Raw genomic sequence first — 25080 nt, 5'->3', positions numbered from 1 at the left:
ACCATGTTTGCAACCGTTGCAAGAACAAGCTTATTATTTATGCTTATTTGCGGAGTGATTTACCCATTAGCAGTTACTGGTATTGCTGCTGTTTTGCTGCCAGAACAGGCAAATGGCAGTCTCGTCTACAATAACGAAGGGAAAGTGATTGGCTCTGAGTTAATTGGACAGTCTTTTGCTGATGAGGGCTTCTTTCATTCAAGAGTTTCAAGTATTGATTATGATGCTTCTAGTTCTGGGACAAATAACTATGCTCCAACAAATGAGGAAATGCTTGAACGAACAAAAGCGTCTATTACAGAATGGCAGTCTGAGAATCCAGATGTATCATTAAAAAGCTTGCCCATCGACTTAATAACAAATTCTGGATCGGGACTTGATCCGCATATTACTCCAAAAGCGGCATTAGCACAAATTAATAGAGTTGCTGAACATACTAATGTACCGAAGTCAGAGCTGAAAAGCTTGATTGAACGTCACACAGAAGAAAAGGAATGGGGATTGTTCGGAGAGGAAAGAGTAAATGTGCTTAAACTTAATATATCATTAATGGAATTGACCTCTTAATATTTTCCAAGCTTCCTGCTGCTAAAAGGGCAGGGAGCTTGCTTAAAGAAAGGAGCTAGGAATAAATGTGAAGGAAAATCATCCATATTTCAGAAGAAAGACAGCGGAAGAAATTTTAGCAGAAATGGATAAGGAAGGAAGGGGTAAGCTAAAGCTGTATATAGGAGCAGCGCCTGGTGTTGGAAAAAGCTACAGAATGCTGCAGGACGCAAACGAACTGCGTAAAGAAGGTAAGGATATTGTTATTGGCCTGATAGAAACACATAACAGAGCAGAAACAAAAAAACAGATTGGCGTGCTTGAAACGGTTCCGCTCCTTGAATTGAACTATAAAGGCAAGGTATTTTATGAAGTGAATATTCCTGGAATTCTGAAAAGAGCTCCAGACATCGTCATCATTGATGAACTCGCACACTCGAATATAGCTGGATCAAAAAATCGGAAAAGATATATGGATGTAGAAGAAATATTGGCAGCAGGCATTGATGTCTATTCTGCCGTCAATATTCAGCATTTGGAAAGTGTCCATGATATTGTCGCCAATATTACAGGAGTAAAGGTAAACGAAAGGCTGCCTGACCTTTTTATCAATAAAGCAAATGAAATTCAGCTAATCGATATTTCTCCACCAGAATTAAGAAAAAGGCTCCAGGATGGCAAGGTATATGATAGTCCTAAAATTCAGCAAAGCCTACAAAACTTCTTTACAGAGGAAAATCTTTATGCGTTAAGAGAGCTTGCGTTAAGAGAGGTGGCTGATGACGTAGATGGAAAAATCGAAGAGAATAATGGCCATCTATATCAAGGGCCAATCGGTCTCCAAGAAAAAATCCTAGTTTGCGTACAGTATAGCCAAACTGCAGAAAAGCTTATTAGAAGAGGCTGGAGAATGGCAAACCGCCTAAAGGCGAAGCTGTATGTACTGCATGTAACAGACAGCAAAGAGCAGGATATGCCACAGTGGAAACAAGAAAAAATCACAGCATGGAGGGAATTAGCCCTGCAATTCGGTGCCGAATTTCTGTTGAAAAACAAAAGAATGCAAAAGCCTGCTCATATAATCGTAGAAGCGGCGAATGAACATTTTATTACACAAATATTGCTGGGACAATCTGCACGAACAAGATGGGAAGAAATCAAAAAAGGTTCCATCGTCAATGAAATAATGAGACAAACAACAAATATTGATATTCATATAGTTGCAGACAGCAAACCAATCAGAAAGGACAAAAGCCAATGAATGTTGCCTTTTTTCTCATACCAAAACACGAAGTTGCATTCGTATTCCAGCATTGGACAATGAGGCAGGTTATGGAGAAGATGGAGTATCACCGCTACAGTGCCGTTCCAATCCTTGATAAAGCTGGCCGCTACTTGGGCACTGTAACAGAAGGTGATCTGTTATGGAAAATGAAAAATACTGGAAATCTCGACTTCCAACATACTAATGAGGTGAAACTTCAAGACGTACCTCTTCACGCTAGTAATGAAGCGATAGCTGTGAACAGTGAGATAGAAGCAATCGTCAGCACGTTACTAGAACAAAACTTCGTTCCAGTAGTCGATGATTCTGGAGTTTTTATCGGAATTATTAGACGGAGAGAAGTGATACAATGGCTTTCGGAGGAGAGCGGGAATGTGTGGAGGAAGAGAAACTGATTAGGAATGTCCTAATCAGTTTCGTGACTTAATCTATTCTATTATTCTGCAGCAAATACTTTAGTAATTCTTTCCATTGCCCAATCAAGCTCCTCCTTCGTAATAACAAGGGGCGGAGCAAACCGGATGACGGTATGATGTGTTTCTTTGCAAAGCAATCCTAGCTCCTTCAACTTCTCACAAAAAGGTCTAGCTTCTTCATGTAATTCCATGCCGATAAATAGCCCTCTGCCTCTTACTTCTTTAATGACAGAACAATTTAACCCTTGAAGTTTGGCAAGAAAATAAGTACCGAGTTGTTGAGATCGGTCTGCGAGCTGTTCGTCCTCTATAACTTCTAATGATGCAATCGATACGGCACAAGCAAGCGGATTTCCGCCAAATGTTGATCCGTGTGAACCAGGATTAAAGACGCCAAGAATGTCCTTATTGGCAACAACACAGGAGATAGGAAATACCCCGCCTCCTAGAGCTTTTCCTAATATGAGCATGTCTGGCTCGATATCCTCCCACTCATAAGCAAACAGCTTTCCTGTTCTGCCGAGTCCGACTTGAATTTCATCTGCGATAAAGAGAACATTATGCTGCTTACATAATTCAAAGGCAGCTTTCATGAAGCCGGGAGGGGGAAGGATAATTCCTGCTTCACCTTGTATTGGTTCAATTAAGAATGCTGCTGTATTAGGTGTAATCGCTTCTTTTAAACTATTTAAATCACCGTATGAAATGAGCTTGATACCAGGCAGCAAAGGACCGAACCCGCGCCTGTACTCTGCTTCGGAAGATAGAGACACAGCTGCCATTGTGCGCCCGTGAAAATTCCCAGAGCATGCAATTATTTCCGCTGAATTTTCATCTACACCTTTAACATCATATGCCCAGCGCCGTGCAGCTTTAATAGCCGTTTCGACAGCCTCTGCACCGGTATTCATCGGCAGAGCCATATCTTTTTTTGTCAGTTTGCACAGCTTTTCATACCACGGGCCAAGCTGAGTATGATGAAAAGCCCTGGAAGTCAAGGTAACTTTATCTGCTTGATTCTTTAAAGCAGCAATGATTTTCGGATGGCAATGTCCTTGGTTTACAGCTGAATAAGCACTAAGCATATCCATATACTTGTTTTTCTCAGGGTCCTCCACCCACACTCCTTCTCCTTTTTCGATGACAATCGGCAGGGGATGATAATTATTTGCTCCGAATTCTTCACTTTGTCTAATAAATTTTTCTGACATAGACATAAGGATTCCTCCAATCATTAGGTGGTTTTCGAAACGAAAGTTTATATCATATCGTGTATGGTACGTACATAAAATAAGTTATCACTTTCCGCATTATGGAAACTTCATCTATAATTTGGAAACTTAATTTTATTGTCAAATAATTATGAGATTATGTCAATGGGTCTTCTAGTTAAATTTCTTATTATTCATACTTTTGTAAAAATTATATTGCAGAATGTATTTCAGTCTGCTACATTGATGGTGTAAAAATATTTTATATGTCAAAAAAGAATGAAGGTTATTATGGTACAGTCTATTGATAGAGCAATGAGTATTATAAAGCTGCTTGCTTCTGATAATGGAGAATGGTGGTCGATTTCAGAAATTGCCGACAGTCTTAGTCTGCCTGTAAGTACAGTTCACCGCCTCTTAAATACGCTTATCCAGCATCAGCTAGTACTACAAAATGCCGATACAAAGCATTATAAACTCGGCAGTTTATGGATGGAGATTGGTTTGCGCCAGCTCGAGAAGGCAGACTACCGAACGAAGGCGCGCGAAGTAATGGCAGAATTAGCACAGCAAGTGGAGGAAAGTATTTATTTTAATATCCGTGACGGAATGGAATCCATTATTATTGAACGAGTCGACAGTCCTACTAATGTTAGAATTATTGACAAAATCGGCTTGCGGATTCCGCTCTCAATTGGGGCGCCAAATAAAACGATTCTGGCAAATATGCCAGAAGAAGAAACGCAAAGAATCGTTAAGGAGTTGCTTCCATCTTCTAAAGCAAAACAGAGTCAATTATTTGATCAATTGTCTTTAATAAAAGAACAAGGGTATGCGGTAAGCTATAGTGAAAGAACAGATGGCACAATATCTGTTGCAGCTCCCGTTTTAGATTTTAATCACCAGCTGGTAGGGGCAATCAGCATCGGAGTCGTCCAATATCGTGTTAGCGAAGAACGTTTATCCTACTTAATTCATTGTATAAAGAAAGCGGCAAAAGAAATTTCTACAGCATTAGGCAGAACCTGAAATCAGCGGGTTCTGTCCATTTTTATATAGTTAATGGAAACAAATTTCATCATATGGAAAAGAGGGCTAACATGGAAAAATGGAGCACAAAAGAGCAATTAGTCGACCTTTTATGCAAGCTTGTCAATATACCTAGTATTACAGGCTCTGACGCAGAGAAAATTCTTCCTGACTTTGTCGTAAATGAGCTAAGAAGCTTAGATTATTTTCAGAAACATCCAGATCATCTTCAAAAAAATCCAACAGGAGATGGCAGATATTTTGTTACAGGCCTTGTGAAAAATCAACTTCCAACAAAAAAGACAGTAATTCTGATCAGCCATTTTGACGTTGTTGATGTGCAGGACTACGGCAGATGGAAGGAACATGCTTTTGATCCGAAGAAACTAACAGAAATTTTTCAGTTGCATAAGGAAGAACTTCCACAACAAGTCAAGAATGATATGGAAACAGGAAATTGGTTATTCGGCAGGGGAACGATGGATATGAAATGTGGATTGGCCCTTCATATGTCGATGATTGAAAAAGCATGTAATGGAGAGTTTGAAGGCAACATCTTGTTAGTGACAGTTCCTGATGAAGAAGTAAATTCAATTGGAATGAGAGCAGCAGTTCCAATATTGCTGGAACTTGCTGAAGAATATGACTTGGAATATGTGACTGTTTTGAACGGTGAGCCGATGTTTATGAGATATCCTGGTGACAATAATAAGTATATTTATACAGGATCCATCGGCAAGCTGTTGCCAGGTTTCCTTTGCTACGGCAAAGAAACACATGTCGGCGAACCTTTTGCCGGGTTGAATGCAAACTATATGGTATCTCTATTAACAGAAGAAATCGAACTGAATACCGATTTATGTGAAATAGTAGAAGGTGAAACGACACCGCCGCCAACTAACTTAATTCAGTATGGCATCAAAAAAGATTATTCTGTGCAAATACCGCATCGCGCTGTTACGTTATTTAATCTGTTTTTATTAGAAAAGAAAATGGATGATGTGGTGCAGTTACTAATGGAGAAAGCCGGCAATGCAGCTGCTAAAATAACAAAATCCTATTCATTGCAAGCCGCCGAGTTTGCTAAATATACTCCCTTTTCGCCGCCTAGAATGAATGTTTCTGTATTAACATATGATGAGCTTAGTCAATATGCAGTAACGAAGTATGGAAAAGAAAGTGTAGAAAGCATCCATACCTCGATTTTGCAAAACAGGGGAGAAATGGATGACAGAGAAGCAACCATTGAGATGGTCGATAAACTAGCGATACTATGCAAAGAACTTGCCCCTATGATCATCGTGTTTTTTGCGCCACCCTTTTATCCTGCTATTAGTTCCTATAAACATCCATTAATAACTACAGTTGTTCAGCAAATACAGACATACGGAACAGCTGCTCACGGCATAGATTTTGAAAAACGAAATTACTTTAACGGTATATCCGACCTAAGCTTTGCTGGTTTGCAATATCCAGCAGAATCGATGATATCACTTACAGCCAATATGCCAATTTGGGAGAGAGGTTACACAGTCCCTCTTAGAGAATTAGAGCTGCTAAATGTACCTGTATTGAATATCGGGCCGGTCGGATTTGATGCCCATCAGTGGACAGAACGATTAGATATTGATTATGCCTTTGATATATTAAAGGATATTCTTGTTGACAGTATAACTACTTTATTTACAGAGGCATATATTTCTGCTTCACCGAAAGAGAATAATACACTTGACTAATTACTAGCTTATGCTTTTTCAACTTTACGAACAATCGATATAAAGGTTCGAACAAATAAGAAGGTAAACGCAATCGAAAGGAAACTGAAAGAAGAATTCCAGCCTTTTTTATATTGGACCAGCTTTGTATGCTTCTCGATAAAATGTTCTGCAACTGCAGAAGGAAGACTAAAAAGCAGACATTTAAACAATATTCCCGGCAATCTTGAATTTTTTGTTGCTTGATTGTAATAAACACAAGTGACAGGAAAGATCAGGTAGCTGAAAAGCACACTAATATCAAAAGATTTGAAAATCCTGACAGGGTATGTAATATAGCCTTTTTTGACAACGAGGTAATCTAAGATTGATGCAATATAACTTTTAAACAAAAAGATAATCAGCCAGTCCTTTAAAAGTGGTTTTCTAATCAGGTTTAAGAAAAAGCCAATACTGACAACAAATAAAATTCGTAAAAAGATAAGTTCATTTCGTTTAGACATTGCTTTCTCCTTTGGTTTTTTCTTAGTTTGTCCGTATGAATTACAATTATTTACTATAAAATACTAAAAAAACGGTACACAATAATGTGCACCGTTTTTTATAAAAATTATATATGTCTATCCCGACCTGACAAAATCCCAAATATTGTCACAATCCCTGCAATAATGATTAATAGCACGATTGGGATTGACCAAACATGTGTCCAATCAAACAAGGAACCGATAAATAGTGGGCCAACAGCAGCTAAGATATAACCTGTTGATTGGGCCATCCCAGACAGTTCTGCTGCCTGTTTAGCATTTTGAGAACGGAAGCCGATTAAGCTGAGAGCTAATGGGAAAATTCCGCCAAGTGCCAAACCGATTAGGATGATACTGATAATTAGGATTGGATAGTGATCTGCACTAAACAGAAGACCGCTGTATCCTAAAATAGCACAAATGCCTAAACCGCAGGCAATCAACGACTGGGAACGAAGACGGCTTGCTATAAACGGGATGAAAAAGCTTGCAGGTAAACCTACCAGCTGCGTAAAGGACAGCATCCAGCCTGCAGTTTCAAGACTCATTCCATAACTATGCAGGATTTCTGGCAGCCAAGAGATGGTCACATAAAATAAAAACGACTGAAATCCCATGAACACGGCAATTTGCCATGCAATCGGTGATGACCAAACTTTTGTTGAGACTGGCTTTGCACCAGTAATGACCTCTTTATCTTCTCTATTGTATTTCAATAAATAGAACCATACAATAATCGCAGCAACTGCAGGAATTCCCCAAACCATTTGAGCACCTTGCCAGCCCAAGCCTTGTCCGTCAGCTAATGGGACACTTAATCCGGAAGCTAAAGACGCGAACACACCCATTGATGTGGAGTAAACGCTTGTCATTAACCCGAACTTTTCTGGGAATTTATCTTTAACAATGGCAGGGAGCAAAACATTGCCAATTGCAATCCCTATCCCGACGAGCAGAGTACCGGCGAAAAGAAAGAACGTATAAGGAATTGACCTAGAGCATATGCCAGTCAATAAAATGATTAAACCGAGAAGCAATGTCTTTTCATTTGATAATCTGCTGGATATTTTAGGGACGAGGGGTGACATGACAGAAAACGTGATCAAGGGCAAGCTCATCAGCAAGCCAGAGCTCCAATGGGCTAGTCCAACATCTTCTTGTATGAAGCCGACAAGCGGTCCTAATGACGTAATTGCCGGTCGAAGGTTGAAAGCGACAAGCACGATGCCTGCAATAAGTAAATAAGTAGAAATAGATTTGTTGTAATCAGATGATTTTGATAAGTCCATACTAGGTAACTCCTCTCAAATGTTGCAAACCTTATACAGTATAACATAAGAAAGCAAGTTTTTTTGAGAAGGAATTCACAGGATGTAAGAACTAATAGAATGATATAGCTACTTTTAAAAGAAAAAATTTTGCTGATTTTTGTTATTTTAAAATACTGCTTATATAATCCTCCATTTAGATAATAAGCATAATTACTCTTAAAAAAGAAATGTAAGAATAACTCTCTGCTAACTTAGTCAAAATTGCCCCTATTGACAATAATTTCATAGATTGTTAATGTAATAAAAATATTTCTTATCCAGAGAGGCGGAGGGACTGGCCCTATGAAGCCTCAGCAACAGGTCTATTTGACACTGTGCTAATTCCAGTCGGGTGACTCCTGATAGATAAGAGCTTATGTTATTTATTAGTCAGCAGCGCACTCTATTTTAGGGTGTGTTTTTTTCTGGATATTTTAAGGAGAGTTAAGATGGAAAAGAACAAACAACAATTTCAGCGGAAAATGCAAACAAGACATTTAGTGATGCTGTCACTTGGAGGAGTAATTGGAACAGGACTCTTTTTAAGTTCAGGCTACACCATACAGCAGGCAAGTCCTATCGGTACAATACTGGCCTACCTCATTGGTGCGCTTGTTGTGTATCTAGTGATGCTGTGCTTAGGGGAGCTGGCTGTGCATATGCCAGAAACAGGAGCCTTCCACAGCTATGCCGCTAAATACATTAACCCAGCTACTGGTTATACAGTTGCCTGGTTGTACTGGCTAACGTGGACTGTTGCATTAGGATCAGAATTTACAGCTGCAGGACTTCTCATGCAGCGCTGGTTTCCATCTGTTAATGTGTGGATTTGGAGCTTAGTATTTGCAATTTTAATTTTCATACTTAATATACTTACAGTCAGATTGTTTGCTGAATCTGAATTTTGGTTTTCCTCTATTAAAGTAATTGCCATTGCCCTTTTTATTATTTTAGGATTAGGAGCAGTGTTCGGGCTTATTCCAATGACTCATTCACAGTCTGCACCGCTGCTGAGTAATTTTACAAGTGGCAGTCTTTTCCCGAACGGTGCTGTCACGTTGTTTATGACGATGCTTGCTGTTAATTTTGCTTTTTCAGGAACAGAGTTAATTGGAATTGCCGCAGGTGAAACGGCAGATCCGCAAAAAAACGTCCCAAAAGCAATTCATACAACATTATGGCGTTTAATCATTTTCTTTGTTGGTACTATTTTTGTATTGTCTGCCCTATTGCCAGCATCCGAAGCCGGGGTGTTAGAAAGCCCATTTGTAACAGTGTTTGAGCGGATTGGAATTCCATATGCGGCAGATATCATGAACTTTGTAATCTTGACCGCCATTTTGTCTGCTGCTAATTCAGGCCTTTATGCAGCTTCGAGAATGCTCTGGTCACTTGCAGATAAAAATACAATTTCACCGAAGTTTAAAAAGCTGTCGAAAAAAGGGGTTCCAGTGTATGCCGTGATTTTCAGCATGTTGGGCGGAGGATTAGCGCTTTTATCAAGCATAGTAGCTCCAGATACAGTTTATATCGTGCTCGTGTCTATTTCTGGACTAGCTGTTGTCGCTGTTTGGATGAGCATTAGTGCTTCACAGTTTTTGTTCCGCAGACGCTTTATTAAAGAAGGAAACTCTGTCGACAGCTTAGTCTATCGCACACCGTTGTATCCATTTGTACCGATTGCTTCTTTCTTATTATGTCTTGCATCATGTATTGGTATTGCCTTTGACCCAACACAACGGATTGCCCTGTATTGCGGAATTCCATTTATCCTATTTTGCTATGTTAGCTTTTATGTAATGAAGAAATTAAAAAAAGGAGAAGTAAAGTATGTCGATCAGCAGCAATCCAATTAACAATATTTTATCAGATTATCCGCTGATGATTTTAGACGGAGCATTAGCGACAGAATTAGAAGCACATGGCTGTAATTTAGATGACCCGCTTTGGTCAGCAAGAGTGCTTTTAGAAAAACCAGAGCTTATTTATCAAGTGCATACAGAATATTTTCGCGCAGGAGCAGATTGCGCCATCACCGCAAGCTATCAGGCCTCGATTGCAGGCTTTGCAGAAAGAGATATAGATGAAACAAAAGCAATAGAGTTGATAAAAAAATCCGTTGCTCTTGCCAGAAAGGCTAGAGATGACTTCTGGAAAGAGCACGAACAGTCAAACAGACCCAAGCCGTTAGTCGCTGCATCAGTCGGACCATATGGCGCATACTTGGCAGATGGATCTGAATATGTCGGGAACTATGATGTAACAAACAAAGTACTTACAGACTTTCATCGGAAAAGAATGATAGCATTAATGGAAGCAGGAGCTGATATTCTTGCATTTGAAACAATTCCCTCTTTGCAGGAAGCAACCGTACTGACTGAAATACTAAAGGAATTTCCGAATACATACGCCTGGCTTTCTTTCTCATTAAAAGATGAAACACAAATCAGTGACGGCACACCATTAAAGGATTGTGGCAGACAATTCACAGGACACGACCAAATTGCCGCCATCGGCTTTAATTGTGCATCAGCACAAATCATCACAGAAGCAATCAAAAATATAAAAGAAAGTACAAATAAACCAATAATTGTCTACCCAAATTCAGGCGAAACATACGACCCGACCACAAAAACTTGGCATGGCGAGGAAGCATGCGCAAGTTTAAGCCATAAAGAATGGTTTAAAACAGGAGCGAGCATTATCGGCGGCTGTTGCAGAACATCACCGCGGGATATTGCAGTAATTGCTAGAGAATTGCGGTAGTGAATAATTCTGAGACTTGGATATAATCCAAGTCTTTTTTTATAAGGAAAGAGAAAATTTAAGTCTATAATTTATTTTAAATGGAGAGAAGTAAATTTGATAAGAGATAAATAATATAGTTTTTGTAAGTATATCTATAGTTATATATCTTTTTTATAGGGCATTTATATTATATTTTGAAGCGATAGGATAGTGGGTTGATATTCAGGTTGTACCAGCTGAAGATTTAAATTAAGATGTGATTAGAATGGTGAATAGAGGAGGTGTTTTTCATTTCAAAAATAGCATACAGTTCTTTTTGGAAACAAAGTACTTTAAGCTGCTTCATTGTATTGATTATAACTTTCTTTCTTCATGACTTCATACAAAATAATGTTGAATTTATTTTGATAGTAGATTTTCTTATAATTGCGGTAATCTTCTTTGTTTTGCATACGATTTTCTTTCTTGTTGCCCGTCCTAAAATTTCTTCCCACAAAATATAATTACATCAATAATAAACACTTTTGTATTCAGAATAGTTATTCCTAAGTGAAATATAGTTTTTTTATTTCATATAATATGGTGGGTGCCCTAATTTTTAGACTACATTAAGATTAGGGTGCTTTTTTATGGATATCGTTTGTTGCTAGTAAGAGGACCTACGTGATTATAAAGAAAAGGTTGCATTATATTTTTAATAAGATGTTTAATAGAAAGAATAACTTAAAAAAATTAAGTGAAGTCAGAATAGACTGCTATGTTAAGATAAATATAATCTTAATAAAGAAGGATATCCTTTTGTACCAGAAAAGAGGGTTCAGATGAAATACTTAAACAAGGAGCTAGCACAGGAAATCGTCAATCGCACGATGACAATTATAAATTGGAATATTAATGTTATGAATGAAAAAGGGGTTATTATTGCCTCAGGGGATGAGGATAGAGTTGATTCTATCCATGAAGGTGCAGTAAAGGTAATCGAAACGCAGACTGGTTTTGAAATTGGTGTTACTGAAGCAGATAAGTTTCATGGGGTGAAAGCAGGTATAAACTTGCCGATTACTTTTCATGAAAAAGTTGTTGGTGTCATTGGGATAACGGGAGCACCTGAGGAAATCCGTAATTATGGAGAGCTTGTCAAAATGGCTGCCGAAATGATCATCCAGCAAGCCTTTTTAATGGAGGAAATGCAATGGGATGAGCGGTTAAAAGAAGAGCTTGTGACGATGCTGCTTAATGGACAGGAAGACTTTGATTCACTCTATTTTGACCGAGCTAGGCGGCTCGGCATGGACTTAACTATTCCAAGAACGGTAATAATTATGGCAGCAGATGATAATGCTAAAGTTTTTAAAACCATTCGTGCAAAGCTGTCAAAGGATGATTTATATGTTGTCCACCAACATTATATTATTCTATTAAAAAGGATTGTGTTAAAAAATGGCGTCTGGAATCAAGCAGCCACAAGAGCTGAGCTGGAGAGATGGATGTCTTATCTCGAAAAACAGGAAGAGCTGGCAGTCAAATTTTCTCTTGGAACATACTACAGCGGCTTGGAAGGGATACGTATTTCTTATCAGGAAGCTGTACATTCTTTAAAGGTTGGTAAAAAGCTAGATCCAGATAAGAACATCTATTCCTCAGAGGACAGAAAGCTGCCGATTTTTCTGTCGCAAGCAAAAGAACAGGGGCTAGATGTTAAGTTTGGTACCTATATCGAGAGGTTGAAGCAACAGGATAAAAAAGGGGAATTGCTTGAAACCATGCTTATGTATGTAGAGGAAAATGGAGACGTGAACAAAGTGGCAGCAAGGCTGTTTATTCATCGCAATACACTTCGCTACCGTTTAGAGCGAATTAATGAGCTGACAGGTAAGGACCCGCGGAAAATAAAGGAGTTAGTAGAGCTTTATCTTTCTGTTCTTCAAAATCAACTTTCATAGACTTGTGCAAATGCACAAAAAAGCTTGGAGCTGCCAAGCTTTTTTTTATGGAATGAACGAAGAAAAACATTTAGGAAACGCTTACAATTATTAATAATTACAAACAAATGAGGAGGAGCTATTTTGGACATTCAAGTAAGCGCTTTAGGAGCAATTGTAGCACTTGTTGTAGCAATTGTATTAATACTGAAGAAAGTTTCTCCTGCTTATGGCATGATTGCCGGCGCCTTAGTCGGTGGACTAGTCGGAGGAGTAGATATAGCTAATACAGTTTTGTTGATGATAGAAGGTGCGGAGGGGATTATCCCTGCAGTGCTAAGAATTCTGGCAGCTGGGGTGCTTGCTGGTGTCTTGATTGAATCTGGTGCGGCCGCTGTTATCGCAGAAACGATTGTAAAAAAGCTGGGAGAAACAAGGGCGCTCCTCGCTTTATCATTAGCGACGATGATTTTGACCACAGTCGGTGTGTTTGTTGATGTTGCCGTTATTACAGTAGCACCGATTGCTTTGGCAATTGCTAAAAAGGCCGGCATTTCTAAAACCGCTATTTTGCTGGCAATGATTGGCGGAGGTAAGGCAGGGAATATCATGTCACCAAACCCGAACGCGATTGCTGCTTCGGATGCCTTTAATGTTCCGTTAACATCCATTATGGCTGCAGGTATCATTCCAGCTGTTTTCGGACTCGCCATTACCTATTTGCTTGCAAAAAGACTTGTCAAAAAAGGGTCAGTCGTCCAGTTAGCGGAAATTGACTCTCCTAACAGCATGGAGCTTCCATCCTTTTTAACAGCGATTGTGGCGCCGATTGTAACGATTTTGTTATTAGCATTACGGCCGCTATTTAATATTAGCATCGATCCAATGATTGCCTTGCCGGTTGGCGGAATAGTCGGTGCAATTGTGATGGGGAGAGGGAAAAAGATTAATGATTATGCTGTATCTGGCTTAGGAAAGATGTCCGGTGTTGCGATCATGCTGCTTGGAACAGGTACATTAGCAGGAATTATTGCTAATTCTGGTTTAAAGGATGTGCTCATTGATGGGTTAAATGTCCTTGGACTTCCAGGTTATGTGCTTGCACCTGTATCGGGAATTTTTATGTCGGCAGCAACAGCTTCTACTACTGCAGGAACAGCAGTGGCAAGCCAAGTGTTCAGTTCTACCATCCTTGACATGGGTGTGTCAGCCCTTGCCGGTGCTGCAATGATTCATGCTGGTGCTACTGTTCTAGATCATCTTCCACACGGAAGTTTCTTCCATTCTACAGGCGGCAGTGTCAACATGGACATGAAGGAACGCCTAAAGCTATTGCCATATGAAACACTAGTGGGCTTAACATTAGCAATCATATCAACCCTTATTTATGGGGTGTTTAAACTATTTGGCTAAAAAATATAGAAAGGAGCAATAAAGATGAAGATTGTCCTTGCACCAGATTCCTTTAAAGAAAGCTTATCAGCATTACAGGTAGCAGAATCGCTTGAAAACGGCTTTAAGCAAGTATTTCCTGATGCTGAGTATGTGAAAGTGCCTATGGCTGATGGAGGAGAGGGTACTACGCAGTCATTAGTGGATGCAACAGGCGGAAGAATTATCACAAAAACAGTGACTGGCCCGTTAGGCGAGAAAGTAGAGGCGTTTTTCGGAATACTTGGTAATGAAACAACTGCAATAATCGAAATGGCGGCAGCCTCTGGGCTTTATTTAGTACCATCAGAAAAAAGAAATCCCCTTGTTACGACAACAAGAGGCACTGGTGAATTAATTGCCGCTGCACTTGAGCATAATGTCGACCATATTATTATCGGTATTGGCGGCAGTGCGACTAATGACGGCGGTGCTGGGATGGCAAGCGCGCTTGGTGCCCGTTTCCTTGATAAGAACGGTCAAAAATTAGAAGATGGCGGCGGTTTCCTCAGCAGTCTTGCTGCCATCGATTTATCGCATTTGGACTCAAGGTTAGCTGGTGTCAAAATCGAAGTGGCTTGCGATGTGGATAACCCCTTGATTGGTCCAAAAGGAGCTTCTGCCATCTTTGGTCCGCAGAAAGGTGCCACTCCTGAAATCGTGCACCAACTAGATGAAAACCTAGCTCATTATGCAGCAGTCATTGAACGAGAATTAGGCATAAAAATAGCTGAAGTACCTGGGGCAGGAGCAGCAGGCGGACTGGGCGGCGGTTTGCTGGCATTTATGCAAGCTGATTTGAAGCGCGGCGTCGACATTGTGATTGAAGCAACCCGGCTTTCTGAGCTTGTTGCTGATGCTGATTTAGTCCTTACAGGAGAAGGAAAAATAGACAGTCAGACGATTTTTGGGAAAACCCCAATCGGCGTCGCTAAGACTGCCAAAAAACATGGTGTCCCTGTAATAGCCATAGCTGGTAATGCTGCAAGTGACAGTGATGTTGTTCATGAACACGGCATTGACGCAGTCTTCAGCATCATTCCAGGTGTTATATCCTTACAGGAAGCATTTCAGAATGCAGAGGAATACGTGGAAAGAACAGCCCGGAATATTGCTGTTGTCTGGGGGATGAAATAAGAAAGGGGAGTCACCGTTGTGTGACTCCCCTTTCTTATTTTTCCGTATTTTCTGCGAGTATTAAAGTGCAATTTGTTTCGCGGAACTGCTCGACAATACTATCAGATAAATTGGCATCTGTAATGATGTAATCAATACTCTCTAGCGGGGAAATGCTAACGGTCACGTCTTTACCAAACTTCGAACTATCAGCAGCTACATAAATTTCCTTGGATATTTCAATCATTTTCTTCCTTGTTAAGACTTCCTCTAAATTATAATCAGAAATTCCCTTTTCTAGCGTAATCCCGCTTGTACAGATAAACGCTTTATAGATATTGAGCTCTTGAAAGTTAAATAGATAATCAAATGTTACTACTGAATTTTCTTCTTTACGGATTTTGCCGCCAATCACAATTAATTCCACATCGCTAGTCATTAGCTCGGTTATGATTGGAATGGAGTTGGTTACGACCGTCAAGTTTTTCTTGTTTTTAATATATTTGGCGATTTGATAGGTTGTAGAGCCGCTGTCGAGAAAGATACAATCGCCATCATTGATGAGATTGCTGCATGTAAGGGCAATGCTTTCTTTTTCAGTCAAGTGGCTGACCATCCGCTCTCCCATAGTCGATTCACCTAAGAACGATTCAACTAGCTTCACACCTCCATATATTTTCTCAATTTTCCCCTCATTCGTTAGCGTTTGAATATCTCTGCGTAAAGTATCAACAGAGATGCCAAGCTCTGAAGTTAATTCTGTCATTTTAAGGACTTTTTTGACCATCAACAATTCTATAATTCTTTTTTGTCTTTCTAGTGGAAACATGCTTTTTCCCCTCATTCATTTTAATAGTGAACTTGCCTCTATTTATACTTTATACGTAGAAAAAAAGCAAGAAACACTAATTAATTAAAATGAATATATGCAAAACTAATGTATAACTTATGCTTAAAATATGCATATTTTACATTCGCTTAACAAAAAACAGGTTTGTCATTTACATATAGTATATATACTGAAGTTGTGCAAGAGGAGGTGGAAAGTTTGCTTCAACTACAAAATGTCAGCAAACAATTCGGGGATAAAGAGGTTCTGTCAGATATTAGCTTATCCATCCAAACAGGGGAAATCGTCTCCCTTTTAGGTAAAAGTGGAAGTGGAAAAACAACTCTATTAAAAATCATATTAGGATTAGTAAAAATGGATAATGGCAAAATACTTTTCAATGAGGATAATGTTTCAAAAGTTCCAATGGAAAAACGAGGATTTAATATTGTATTCCAAGACTATGCACTATTTCCTCATTTGAATGCATATGACAATATCCGTTACGGATTAAAAAATAAAAAAGGCAGCATTACAGAACAAGAAATTCAAGAGTACATTGATTTCCTTGAACTGCAGCCTCATTTGACTAAACGAATTCATGAATTATCAGGAGGGCAAAAGCAGCGAGTCGCACTAGCGAGGACACTGGTGACAAAACCGAAAATTCTATTATTGGATGAGCCTTTGAGTGCTTTAGATGGGGTTATTAAAGAATCGATTAAGGAAAGAATTAAAACAATCGCTAAGGAGTTTAAGCTAACGACAATTCTGGTTACACATGATCCGGAAGAGGCGATGACGATGTCTGATAAAATTCTCATCATCAACGACGGTAAAGTTTCCCAGTTTGGAACACCAGAAGATATCATGCAGCGTCCACAAAATGAATTTGTACGCAGCTTTATTTTGAAACAGCTGGAGATGAAAAGACAAAGCATTCTGTCCTTATATGGTGGCGCCCATGTATAGTGTCAAAAAAGAGATGCGCCTTATTTATTGGCTCGTTGTTCTTCTGTTCTCGTTATTTATGCTTGTTCCGCTCATTCTGCTGTTTATTCGGTCGGTGCAGGGAGATGAAGGTTTATCGTTGCTTCATTTTCAGACAGTAATAACAGATAAAGCTTTTGGTGAAGCAGTTTGGAACAGTGTGAAAGTGTCAGGGCTTACTGCTGTATTAACAACCGTTATCGCGTTTGTGCTGGCATACAGTATTCAATGTACTAGGATGTTTCAGCCACTGAAAAAAGCGGTTAGAATTGGCATTCTTGTTCCAATGCTGCTCCCGACAATAACATATGGCTTTGCGATTATTTATTCATTCGGAAAGCAAGGCTTGCTGACAAACATATTTGGCGGGGAATTATTCAATATTTATGGCTTTAATGGCTTATTGCTTGGCTATGTCATTTATACCATTCCACCAGCATTTTTGTTAATTCACAACTCCTTTATGCAGGTAGACAAGAAATATATGATTGTGTCGAAACTAATGGGAGATGGGGTGTTCCGCAGTTTTAATACCACGGTGCTTCGCCCGTTAATTGGAACATTAGGTGGAGCGTTTGTGCTTTCGTTTATCCTAAGCTTCACAGACTTTGGTATTCCGGCCTCTATCGGCGGGACGTACAATGTTGTCGCAACACAGCTTTATCAAGTTATGCTTGGATCTATTCCTAATTTTAACCATGGGGCAGTAATCGCTGTAATGATGCTTTTGCCAAGTGTAATTGGCATTTTCCTGTTAAGCTATTTGGAAAAATTCAATTTTCATAATGACAATGTCTCTGATATGGAGCTGCTGGAGAACAAGAAAAGAGACAGTGCTTTCGGTATTCTGTCTGCACTGATTATCACAGCTATGCTGTCTGTATTTGCGGTTATATTTATCGCACCATTCGTAAACAGTTATCCGTATGATATGTCATTTACTTGGGGGCATTTTCAATCAGTACTTGAATCCAGTGAATTAATTTTCGTTTACAAGAATTCGATTTTAATAGCAGCAAGTACAGCTGTTTTTGGCACAGTAGTAGCTTATTTCGCGGCATTACTAGCAGCGCGAACAAGTATGAAAACGAAGGTGCTGGATGTTATCTCTATCATCTGTAATACAGTTCCTGGCATGGTATTAGGATTATCTTATTTACTGCTTATCAATGGTAGCACTCTAAAAGGGACATTTTTAATTATCATCTTATGTAATATCGTTCATTATTTTACAACACCATATTTGATGGCAAAAAACACGTTAGCAAAAATGAATCCAAATTGGGAAACAGCAGGAGGTTTATTCGGAGATAGCTGGTTCAAAACAATTTGGAGAGTTATCTTACCTAACTCTATAACAACAATTATCGAAATGTTCAGTTATTATTTTATCAATTCGATGGTTACCATCAGCGGGATTATCTTTTTAGTATCGACACAGACAGTTGTGCTTGCGAGCAAAATTAAGGAGCTGCAGCATTTTGCTAAATTCAATGAAATATTTGTTCTGTCGATTCTAATATTTGTTACAAACTTAGCAGTAAAGCTTATCTGTGATTATGTCCAAAAACATAAAGCAGCAGGCTTTGTTTCAAAATCCAAAAAAAGTGAGGGGATTAACATGCAAAAAGCGATGAAACAAGTGGCTTTGTTATTGATAACCGTCAGTCTGTTTTTTGTGACGGTTGCCTGCAGTAACAGCAGTGCAGCGTCAGAGAAAGTAGTGATTGCCACAAATGGTGATGAAGAGGCAATAACAGCAATGGAAAATGCATTAAATGCAGCAGGTTATGAAGGCAAATATCAATTACAGTCTTTAGGAACTTCTGAACTTGGCGGGAAACTTATTGCCGAAGGAAAAGACATAGAAGCAGATCTGGTCACAATGAGCTCCTATTTCCTTGAAAGTGCACAACAACAAAATGATATGTTTACAGATTTAACGTTTGAAACAAAAGCAGTTGATGAACATCCAGCCTTTTATTCTCCAATCCTTGCAATTACTGGTGCGATTTTTGTCAACACAGAGGTACTGAAGGAAAATGGTTTAGAAGCGCCAACGTCTATTATGGATTTAACAGAACCTGAGTATAAAGATTTAGTTTCAATTCCAAATATTGCAGATTCATCAACAGGGTGGCTGTTAGTACAAGCCATTCTAACAGAATACGGAGAAGAAGAAGGGAAAGAAGTGTTGGAAAAGCTGATTGCTAATGTTGGTCCCCATTTGGAAAGCTCAGGGTCTGGTCCTATCAAAAAAGTTCAAGCTGGAGAAGTAGCTGCAGGATTTGGTCTTCGCCACCAAGCAGTTAAAGCGCAAGAGGAAGGAGCACCGATCAGCTATGTTGATCCGACAGAAGGGAATTTCTCTTTGACAGAATCAGTTGCAGTCGTAAACAAAGATGATAAGGAAAAAACAAAGCTTGCCATGGAAATGGCGGAAACAATTATCAATGATGCCAGACAGGAATTAATCACGAATTATCCAGTAGCCATTTATGAAGGCGAAACAGTAGATGACATTAACAAACCTGCTCATGCCAAACAGTATGCAGAGCAATTAACTGTAGAACTATTAGAAAAGCATCAGCAATTATTTACGGAAGCGAAACAATAAGGAGGAAGACAACAATGAGAAACTATAAATTACTAACACCTGGACCATTAACAACAAGCAAAGCAGTAAAAGAAGAAATGCTGTTTGACCGCTGTACATGGGATGATGATTACAAGCAAATTACCCAAAAAATTAGAGCACAGCTACTAAAACTGGCGGGTGCACCGGAAAGCGACTATACAGCAGTATTAATGCAAGGGAGCGGCAGCTTTGTAGTAGAATCTGTGTTGCATACAGCTCTTTCGGAGCAAGATAAACTGCTTATTATTACTAACGGGGCCTATGGCGAGCGGATTGTGAAAATGGCGAAATATTTGCGTCTTAACTTTGTAGAATACCGTACAGCGTATAATGAACATCCAAACGAAGCAAAAGTGAGAGACATTCTTGAGGCAGATGAGACGATTACCCATATTGCGATGGTTCATTGTGAAACAACAACAGGAATCTTAAATCCTCTAACTCTAGCAGCTCAGTTAGCAAAGGATTATGATAAAAAGCTGATAATCGATGCAATGAGCAGCTTTGGCGGTGTGGAAATGAACATAGCAGAGCTGGGAATAGATTTCTTAATAAGCAGCTCAAACAAATGCATCCAAGGAGTACCTGGCTTCGGTTTTGTATTAGCCAACAAGCTTGAACTGATTGCATGTGAAGGCAATGCCCGCAGCTTATCGCTAGATCTGTTTGATCAATGGAAGGAAATGGACAAGGACGGAAAATGGCGCTTTACATCCCCAACACATGTAGTAGCAGCATTCTCAAAAGCAATCGATGAACTGCTAGAAGAAGGCGGTGTTTCTGCTAGATTTAAAAGATATCACAACAATAATTCAGTACTAAGAAGCAGGCTAGCAGAGATCGGCTTTACTGCTTATATTACAGAAGAAAAGCAATCACCAATTATAACAACCTTTCTGTATCCAAGTGAAACTTTTAGCTTCATTGATTTCTACTCGTATGTTAAAGAAAAAGGTTTTGTTCTATACCCAGGTAAACTAACTGATATAGACACATTCCGTATTGGCAATATCGGCGAGATCTATGAAACAGACATACAAGAACTATGTGATGTTATTAAAGAATATATGGGAGGACTTTAATATGAACAGAGTAGAAGGCATTATTCTAGATTGGGCAGGAACAGCAGTAGATTTTGGGTGCTTTGCACCAGTAAATGTGTTTATTGATATTTTCCACAATGCCGGAATCGATGTAACAATGGCAGAAGCAAGAGAACCGATGGGGATGCTGAAAATCGACCATATCCGAGCAATGCTTTCCATGCCAAGAATCTCAAGCCTATGGAAAGAGCAATACGGACGTGAGTTTACAGAAGCAGACGTAGAGCGGCTATATGCTGAATTCGAGCCAGCCCTGCTCGCAAGTTTAAGCGAATATACCAATCCAATTCCAGAAGTGCTTGAAACAGTCCAAGTTTTACGCGAGCGCGGCATCAAAATCGGCTCCACAACAGGCTACACAAAAAAAATGATGGACATCGTCGTACCAAACGCTAAACAAAAAGGCTACAGTCCAGACTTTCTCGTTACTCCAGACGAAACAGATTCATATGGCAGACCATATCCCTATATGATCTACCGTAATATGGAGGAATTAAAGCTGACAGCCTCTTGGAGCGTTATAAAAGTTGGCGATACAGTATCCGACATAAAGGAAGGCATTAATGCAGGAGTCTGGTCTGTAGGAGTTGTAATTGGAAGCTCGGAAATGGGACTAACGCAAGAAGAATTCACAGCACTTACAGAGGAAGAAAAGGAGCAAAGCATCTACACAACAAGACAGCGTTTTATTGAAAATGGTGCAGATTTTGTTATCCAAACGATGGGAGAGCTTCCTCTATTAATGGAGAAATTGGAAGAGATGATAGAGGCAGGTAAAAGACCTGGTGCAGGTGCTGAAATAAAGATGCCAATTGCTTAAAAAAGCACACTTGAAATATTAACCGTTGCAAAAGCCTTCCGTTAGGGAGGCTTTTGCTTTTTTTGCAATGGACGAATCTTTTGGTATGGCTAATACGTATTGTTAACAAATAGGAAAACTTAAAAATCAGCACTTTTGGATTGCCCAATTTTACAGGAGGTGCCTTATGAAACAACTTTATATAAAGCAAAAGGTATTCAGTTTAAGTGGAAAGTTTACAGTGAAAGATCAAACAGAGCAGGATATTTATTATGTGGAAGGAAGCTTTATGCAAGTCCCAAAGACCTTCGCCATAATGAATACAAATAGACAAGAAGTTGCCCTTATTACTAAAAAGGTATTCAGCTTTTTACCGAAGTTTTTTGTAGAGGTAAATGGCCATGAGGCGTTAACGATAAGAAAAGAGTTTTCATTCTTTAAACCACGGTATACGATAGATGCAGCAGATATTGAGGTACAGGGTAACTGGTGGGACATGGATTTTCAAGTCAAACAGCATGGCAATGTGATTGGTAGCGTTAGCAAGGAATGGTTTACTTGGGGAGACAGCTATAAGGTTCAGATAGAGAATGAAGAGATGGAGGCTATTATTATCGCGTTAGTTGTAGCAATTGATTGTGTGAAGGCTGATGAAGCAGCGGCTGCTTCGGCAGCGACATGATGAAGATGCAGAAATAAATATGCAGATGGAAAAAAGATAATTAGGGAATCATCACGGCTATATTTTACTTACTGATAAAACCTCATTTATATATGGTACGTATTAGTACTATAAATAAATGAGGTTTTATCGGTCTTGCTCTAAATTAAATGTGGGGAATAGTGAGTATAGAGGTAGTGAGTCCGAACAGAATTAAATTTTCAAGCTACGCTATAAAGATAATCTATATTAATGAAGATTATGCTTGCTCAAATATGATAAAGGGGTAGTACCACTTACTAGATAATTAAATCAAAACTCTTTCATAATTATGAACGGATATACTGATGAACTATAAAAAGAACCGTAATAGTACGGTTCCAAGGAATTGTCTTTTAATTTGTATTAAGGCCTCCACCATTTAACCCTTCTTTGATATAACCATTTACTTGGCTGTTAGACAATAACCCGATATGACCAATTCCATACAGTTGAATATTTCTAGCACCTTCTAATCTAGATAAGTATGGATATACAATCCTATCACCTGTACTATAGATAGATGTATAGAGAATTTTTTGGTTTGGATCTGTTCCTGGAAGTGCAGTAGAGGAAACAAGACCGTTAGCACCACCAAGTGTTACCACATTTCTAATCTTATCTCCTCCACCTAGATACTTAATGTAATAGAGAGTATTTGCTCCCCCCATACTATGAGCAACAATGTCTATTTTATCTGCTCCAGTCTCTGCTAACACACCCTCTATATATCTAGAAAGTTGTGGTCCATTGTTTGAATTTCTACCAGTTTTGTCTAAGAAATCAATTGCATAGAGACTGTCTCGATTCCAACCTTGACTCACTAAATAATTCTTTATAGCATAAAAGTTATAGCTATTGCCACTAATGCCATGAACTAAAACAACTGGATTATGGTCAGTGGCTGCGTTTGTGTTAGTTGGATGTATCCCAACTGCAGACAAAATTAGAATGATACTTAGTATAAAACCTACTAATAGTTTTTTCATTTAACTCCCTCCAAAAATAATAATTTACTATAAAATTATACTTTAAATTACTAATTTGTTAAATAGTTCCTATTTATTTATAGTTTGTATTCTTGAATAGTTTTAATATCTATAAGAAGAGGAATTTTAAGTAATGCAAATTCGTGGTATTAACGGGGCAGTATAGAGAAAGAAGGGATACTCCCAGTTTAAATATTTTTAATTAGAAGGTTTTGTGTACAATAATTTTTTTAAAAGCTAATCAAAAAATAACATTCATGCTTATATTCAACGTTGCATTTGGTATATAATGGATATTAATATACAGAAGTTTTGGAGGTTTTTATGTTTTTAGTTAACAAGACTATGGATACACTTTTAGAAAGCCTAAATAAATATACGGATACTCTGATAGAAAAATTAAAAGAAATACAGAAATATAATTTTTCGCCTGATATTGATTTATTAGACTTTGTAGTTTTTATGGATCAATCAACAATTGACATTAGAATGTTTTCAATGGATAGAGATAATAATGAAGTTTTCAAAGAAACGGAGGATTCATTGCTATTTGCTGGTAGCAAAGGAATACTCTCAGACGTGGAATTTAGACACCTATCAGATGAACAGCTTGATGAATTTTACAGCTTTTATGAGGCAAATGAAGAAGAGTTAGTCCCAAAGGAAGAAGGAGCAATAGCAGAATGGTTTCAGAATTGCTGGAGGATGGCAGATGCAGATGCATTAGTATTACCTTCTTATTTTGTTTTCCATGATGCAGTAGTCGCATTCGATTTAACTACTTGGAAATGGATCGATGAAAATGAAAAATGGTTATGATTATTCTATAGATACTCTCAACATTCTTAATTAATAAAAACAAAAAGCATACTTTTTGGAGTGCAATTTTTTAGTTTCAATCCTATATTTCGGCGGCTTTCCTTAAATATAGGGAGATGCATTTATTATGTTAAAACGAGGCACCATTTCTGAGACAAAGAAAATTAGTACTTTTATGCAGAAATCATGGCAGGTTAACGAAAGTTACTTGTTTGCAAATGAATGAAACATAAGAAATTGGAAAAGTGCTGTATCCATATAGACAAGGGATATGACATATATTTGGTGAATAGCTAGCCGGACTCCCTCAAGTAATTTCAGTCATCCGTCTAACCATTATGACTTGCTATTGTCGACATTCTTCTATGGAGCAGCCTACATCATTCATTGGTTCCATTCTATTCTCTAACAACATCTCTAATAATACTTTCACGTTTTCTTTATCCTTATATGTTAATTCAATGCCCCTATAGTTAATGTTTTCGTGTGTTAGAATCCAATCTATATCTGTTGGAGATTTTGTTTGTTCTACTTTTTCGGGGCTTCCTAATAGATAATCAGTTGTAGTATCAAAAACCTCCGCAATCTTTGACAATAATTCCATTGGTGGCAGACGAAGTTGAGACTCATAACCAGAATACATAGATGCTCCTATTCCGATTTTTTCAGCTGTATGTTTGATAGTCCAGTCCCTTTTAAGCCGGAGTTCTTTAAGACGATTTACAAGCTCCCCAGCAAATTGGTTGTTTTTCATATTGACCCCCCTTTATTTCGTTCTTTATTAAGAATTATTTAGAATATTATACCAGAATCTTCTTCAGAATTCATACATTAATTAACGCTTCACAGAACTAAAAACAAAAAAGGAGATCAAGTTTCCAGTTTAATTATTGTAAAGGGGCATGAAAACACTAACAGCCAAATTTTGAACCTCTTCCGAATAATTATATTTTATTAATG

The 25080-nt window shown here is 38.5% G+C and carries 22 protein-coding genes and 1 riboswitch; of the genes, 16 read left to right on the top strand and 6 right to left on the bottom strand.

The window, feature by feature from the left end:
* Positions 1 to 3 precede the first annotated feature (3 nt).
* From kdpC to ACLIJJ_RS15295, 3 genes are all read left to right on the top strand, one after another.
* The gene (gene kdpC, locus ACLIJJ_RS15305; RefSeq protein WP_233314949.1) at positions 4 to 567 is read left to right on the top strand and encodes a potassium-transporting ATPase subunit KdpC; all 564 of its coding nucleotides are present in this window, start codon (positions 4 to 6) and stop codon (positions 565 to 567) included.
* A gap of 67 nt (positions 568 to 634) precedes the next feature.
* Complete coding sequence (gene kdpDN, locus ACLIJJ_RS15300) at positions 635 to 1807, top strand: KdpD-like non-kinase potassium sensor (protein WP_282581467.1); 1173 nt, start codon at positions 635 to 637, stop codon at positions 1805 to 1807.
* On the top strand, positions 1804 to 2226 hold the full coding sequence (locus ACLIJJ_RS15295) for a CBS domain-containing protein (RefSeq protein WP_233314950.1): 423 nt from the start codon (positions 1804 to 1806) through the stop codon (positions 2224 to 2226). The genes kdpDN and ACLIJJ_RS15295 overlap by 4 nt, the downstream gene beginning before the upstream one ends.
* A gap of 41 nt (positions 2227 to 2267) precedes the next feature.
* Here the strand turns inward: ACLIJJ_RS15295 and ACLIJJ_RS15290 are convergent, their stop codons facing one another.
* Complete coding sequence (locus ACLIJJ_RS15290) at positions 2268 to 3464, bottom strand: ornithine--oxo-acid transaminase (RefSeq protein WP_233314951.1); 1197 nt, start codon at positions 3462 to 3464, stop codon at positions 2268 to 2270.
* Between the two features lie 285 nt (positions 3465 to 3749).
* On the opposite strand from ACLIJJ_RS15290, the gene ACLIJJ_RS15285 reads away from it, so the two are divergent.
* Both ACLIJJ_RS15285 and ACLIJJ_RS15280 read left to right on the top strand, forming a co-directional pair.
* Positions 3750 to 4487, top strand: coding sequence for an IclR family transcriptional regulator (locus ACLIJJ_RS15285; protein ID WP_233314952.1), 738 nt, complete (start codon positions 3750 to 3752; stop codon positions 4485 to 4487).
* A 71-nt stretch (positions 4488 to 4558) separates the two neighbouring features.
* A complete protein-coding gene (locus ACLIJJ_RS15280; protein WP_411411211.1) occupies positions 4559 to 6223 on the top strand; it encodes a M20/M25/M40 family metallo-hydrolase in 1665 nt (554 codons plus the stop codon).
* An 8-nt stretch (positions 6224 to 6231) separates the two neighbouring features.
* On the opposite strand, the gene ACLIJJ_RS15275 is transcribed toward ACLIJJ_RS15280, so the two are convergent.
* Positions 6232 to 6705: a CBO0543 family protein gene (locus ACLIJJ_RS15275; protein ID WP_233314954.1), complete on the bottom strand. Its 474-nt coding sequence runs from the start codon at positions 6703 to 6705 to the stop codon at positions 6232 to 6234.
* Between the two features lie 107 nt (positions 6706 to 6812).
* A complete protein-coding gene (locus tag ACLIJJ_RS15270; protein WP_411230494.1) occupies positions 6813 to 8015 on the bottom strand; it encodes a CynX/NimT family MFS transporter in 1203 nt (400 codons plus the stop codon).
* Positions 8016 to 8307: 292 nt separating this feature from the next.
* Positions 8308 to 8409, top strand: a riboswitch (SAM riboswitch).
* 76 nt (positions 8410 to 8485) lie between these two features.
* On the opposite strand from ACLIJJ_RS15270, the gene mmuP reads away from it, so the two are divergent.
* The 5 genes from mmuP to ACLIJJ_RS15245 all read left to right on the top strand — a co-directional run bounded on the left by mmuP (position 8486) and on the right by ACLIJJ_RS15245 (position 15274).
* A complete protein-coding gene (gene mmuP, locus ACLIJJ_RS15265; protein ID WP_411411210.1) occupies positions 8486 to 9892 on the top strand; it encodes an S-methylmethionine permease in 1407 nt (468 codons plus the stop codon).
* A complete protein-coding gene (gene mmuM / locus ACLIJJ_RS15260) occupies positions 9867 to 10802 on the top strand; it encodes a homocysteine S-methyltransferase (RefSeq protein WP_411411209.1) in 936 nt (311 codons plus the stop codon). The genes mmuP and mmuM overlap by 26 nt, the downstream gene beginning before the upstream one ends.
* 803 nt (positions 10803 to 11605) lie before the next feature.
* A complete protein-coding gene (locus ACLIJJ_RS15255; protein WP_411411208.1) occupies positions 11606 to 12727 on the top strand; it encodes a CdaR family transcriptional regulator in 1122 nt (373 codons plus the stop codon).
* A gap of 123 nt (positions 12728 to 12850) precedes the next feature.
* Positions 12851 to 14119, top strand: coding sequence for a GntP family permease (locus ACLIJJ_RS15250; RefSeq protein ID WP_233314959.1), 1269 nt, complete (start codon positions 12851 to 12853; stop codon positions 14117 to 14119).
* 24 nt (positions 14120 to 14143) lie between these two features.
* Positions 14144 to 15274 carry a glycerate kinase gene (locus ACLIJJ_RS15245; protein WP_233314960.1) on the top strand — a complete coding sequence of 377 codons (1131 nt, stop codon included), beginning with the start codon at positions 14144 to 14146 and terminating at the stop codon, positions 15272 to 15274.
* A 34-nt stretch (positions 15275 to 15308) separates the two neighbouring features.
* Here the strand turns inward: ACLIJJ_RS15245 and ACLIJJ_RS15240 are convergent, their stop codons facing one another.
* A complete protein-coding gene (locus ACLIJJ_RS15240; RefSeq protein WP_237943063.1) occupies positions 15309 to 16082 on the bottom strand; it encodes a DeoR/GlpR family DNA-binding transcription regulator in 774 nt (257 codons plus the stop codon).
* 219 nt (positions 16083 to 16301) lie between these two features.
* Between ACLIJJ_RS15240 and ACLIJJ_RS15235 the strand changes: the two genes are divergently transcribed.
* The 5 genes from ACLIJJ_RS15235 (at position 16302) to ACLIJJ_RS15215 (ending at position 22294) form a co-directional block, all read left to right on the top strand.
* Entirely contained in the window at positions 16302 to 17054 is a 753-nt protein-coding gene (locus tag ACLIJJ_RS15235) for an ABC transporter ATP-binding protein (protein WP_411411207.1), read from the top strand.
* The gene (locus tag ACLIJJ_RS15230; RefSeq protein ID WP_411411206.1) at positions 17047 to 19689 is read left to right on the top strand and encodes an extracellular solute-binding protein; all 2643 of its coding nucleotides are present in this window, start codon (positions 17047 to 17049) and stop codon (positions 19687 to 19689) included. The genes ACLIJJ_RS15235 and ACLIJJ_RS15230 overlap by 8 nt, the downstream gene beginning before the upstream one ends.
* Before the next feature lie 14 nt (positions 19690 to 19703).
* Entirely contained in the window at positions 19704 to 20792 is a 1089-nt protein-coding gene (gene phnW / locus ACLIJJ_RS15225) for a 2-aminoethylphosphonate--pyruvate transaminase (protein ID WP_237943059.1), read from the top strand.
* 1 nt (position 20793) lies between these two features.
* Positions 20794 to 21633, top strand: coding sequence for a phosphonoacetaldehyde hydrolase (gene phnX / locus ACLIJJ_RS15220; protein ID WP_233314964.1), 840 nt, complete (start codon positions 20794 to 20796; stop codon positions 21631 to 21633).
* A 166-nt stretch (positions 21634 to 21799) separates the two neighbouring features.
* Positions 21800 to 22294 (top strand): LURP-one-related/scramblase family protein, encoded by a 495-nt coding sequence (locus ACLIJJ_RS15215; RefSeq protein WP_411411205.1) that lies wholly within the window; start codon positions 21800 to 21802, stop codon positions 22292 to 22294.
* 374 nt (positions 22295 to 22668) lie between these two features.
* On the opposite strand, the gene ACLIJJ_RS15210 is transcribed toward ACLIJJ_RS15215, so the two are convergent.
* Positions 22669 to 23301: an esterase/lipase family protein gene (locus ACLIJJ_RS15210; RefSeq protein ID WP_237943054.1), complete on the bottom strand. Its 633-nt coding sequence runs from the start codon at positions 23299 to 23301 to the stop codon at positions 22669 to 22671.
* A gap of 324 nt (positions 23302 to 23625) precedes the next feature.
* On the opposite strand from ACLIJJ_RS15210, the gene ACLIJJ_RS15205 reads away from it, so the two are divergent.
* On the top strand, positions 23626 to 24120 hold the full coding sequence (locus tag ACLIJJ_RS15205) for a hypothetical protein (RefSeq protein ID WP_233314967.1): 495 nt from the start codon (positions 23626 to 23628) through the stop codon (positions 24118 to 24120).
* Positions 24121 to 24466: 346 nt separating this feature from the next.
* Here the strand turns inward: ACLIJJ_RS15205 and ACLIJJ_RS15200 are convergent, their stop codons facing one another.
* On the bottom strand, positions 24467 to 24874 hold the full coding sequence (locus tag ACLIJJ_RS15200; RefSeq protein WP_411411204.1) for a helix-turn-helix domain-containing protein: 408 nt from the start codon (positions 24872 to 24874) through the stop codon (positions 24467 to 24469).
* Positions 24875 to 25080 lie beyond the last annotated feature (206 nt).

It is taken from the genome of Niallia laureatilytica, assembly GCF_046613985.1.
In the GTDB taxonomy this organism is placed as follows: Bacteria; Bacillota; Bacilli; order Bacillales; family Cytobacillaceae; genus Niallia.
This window is presented reverse-complemented; position numbering and strand designations above follow the sequence as displayed.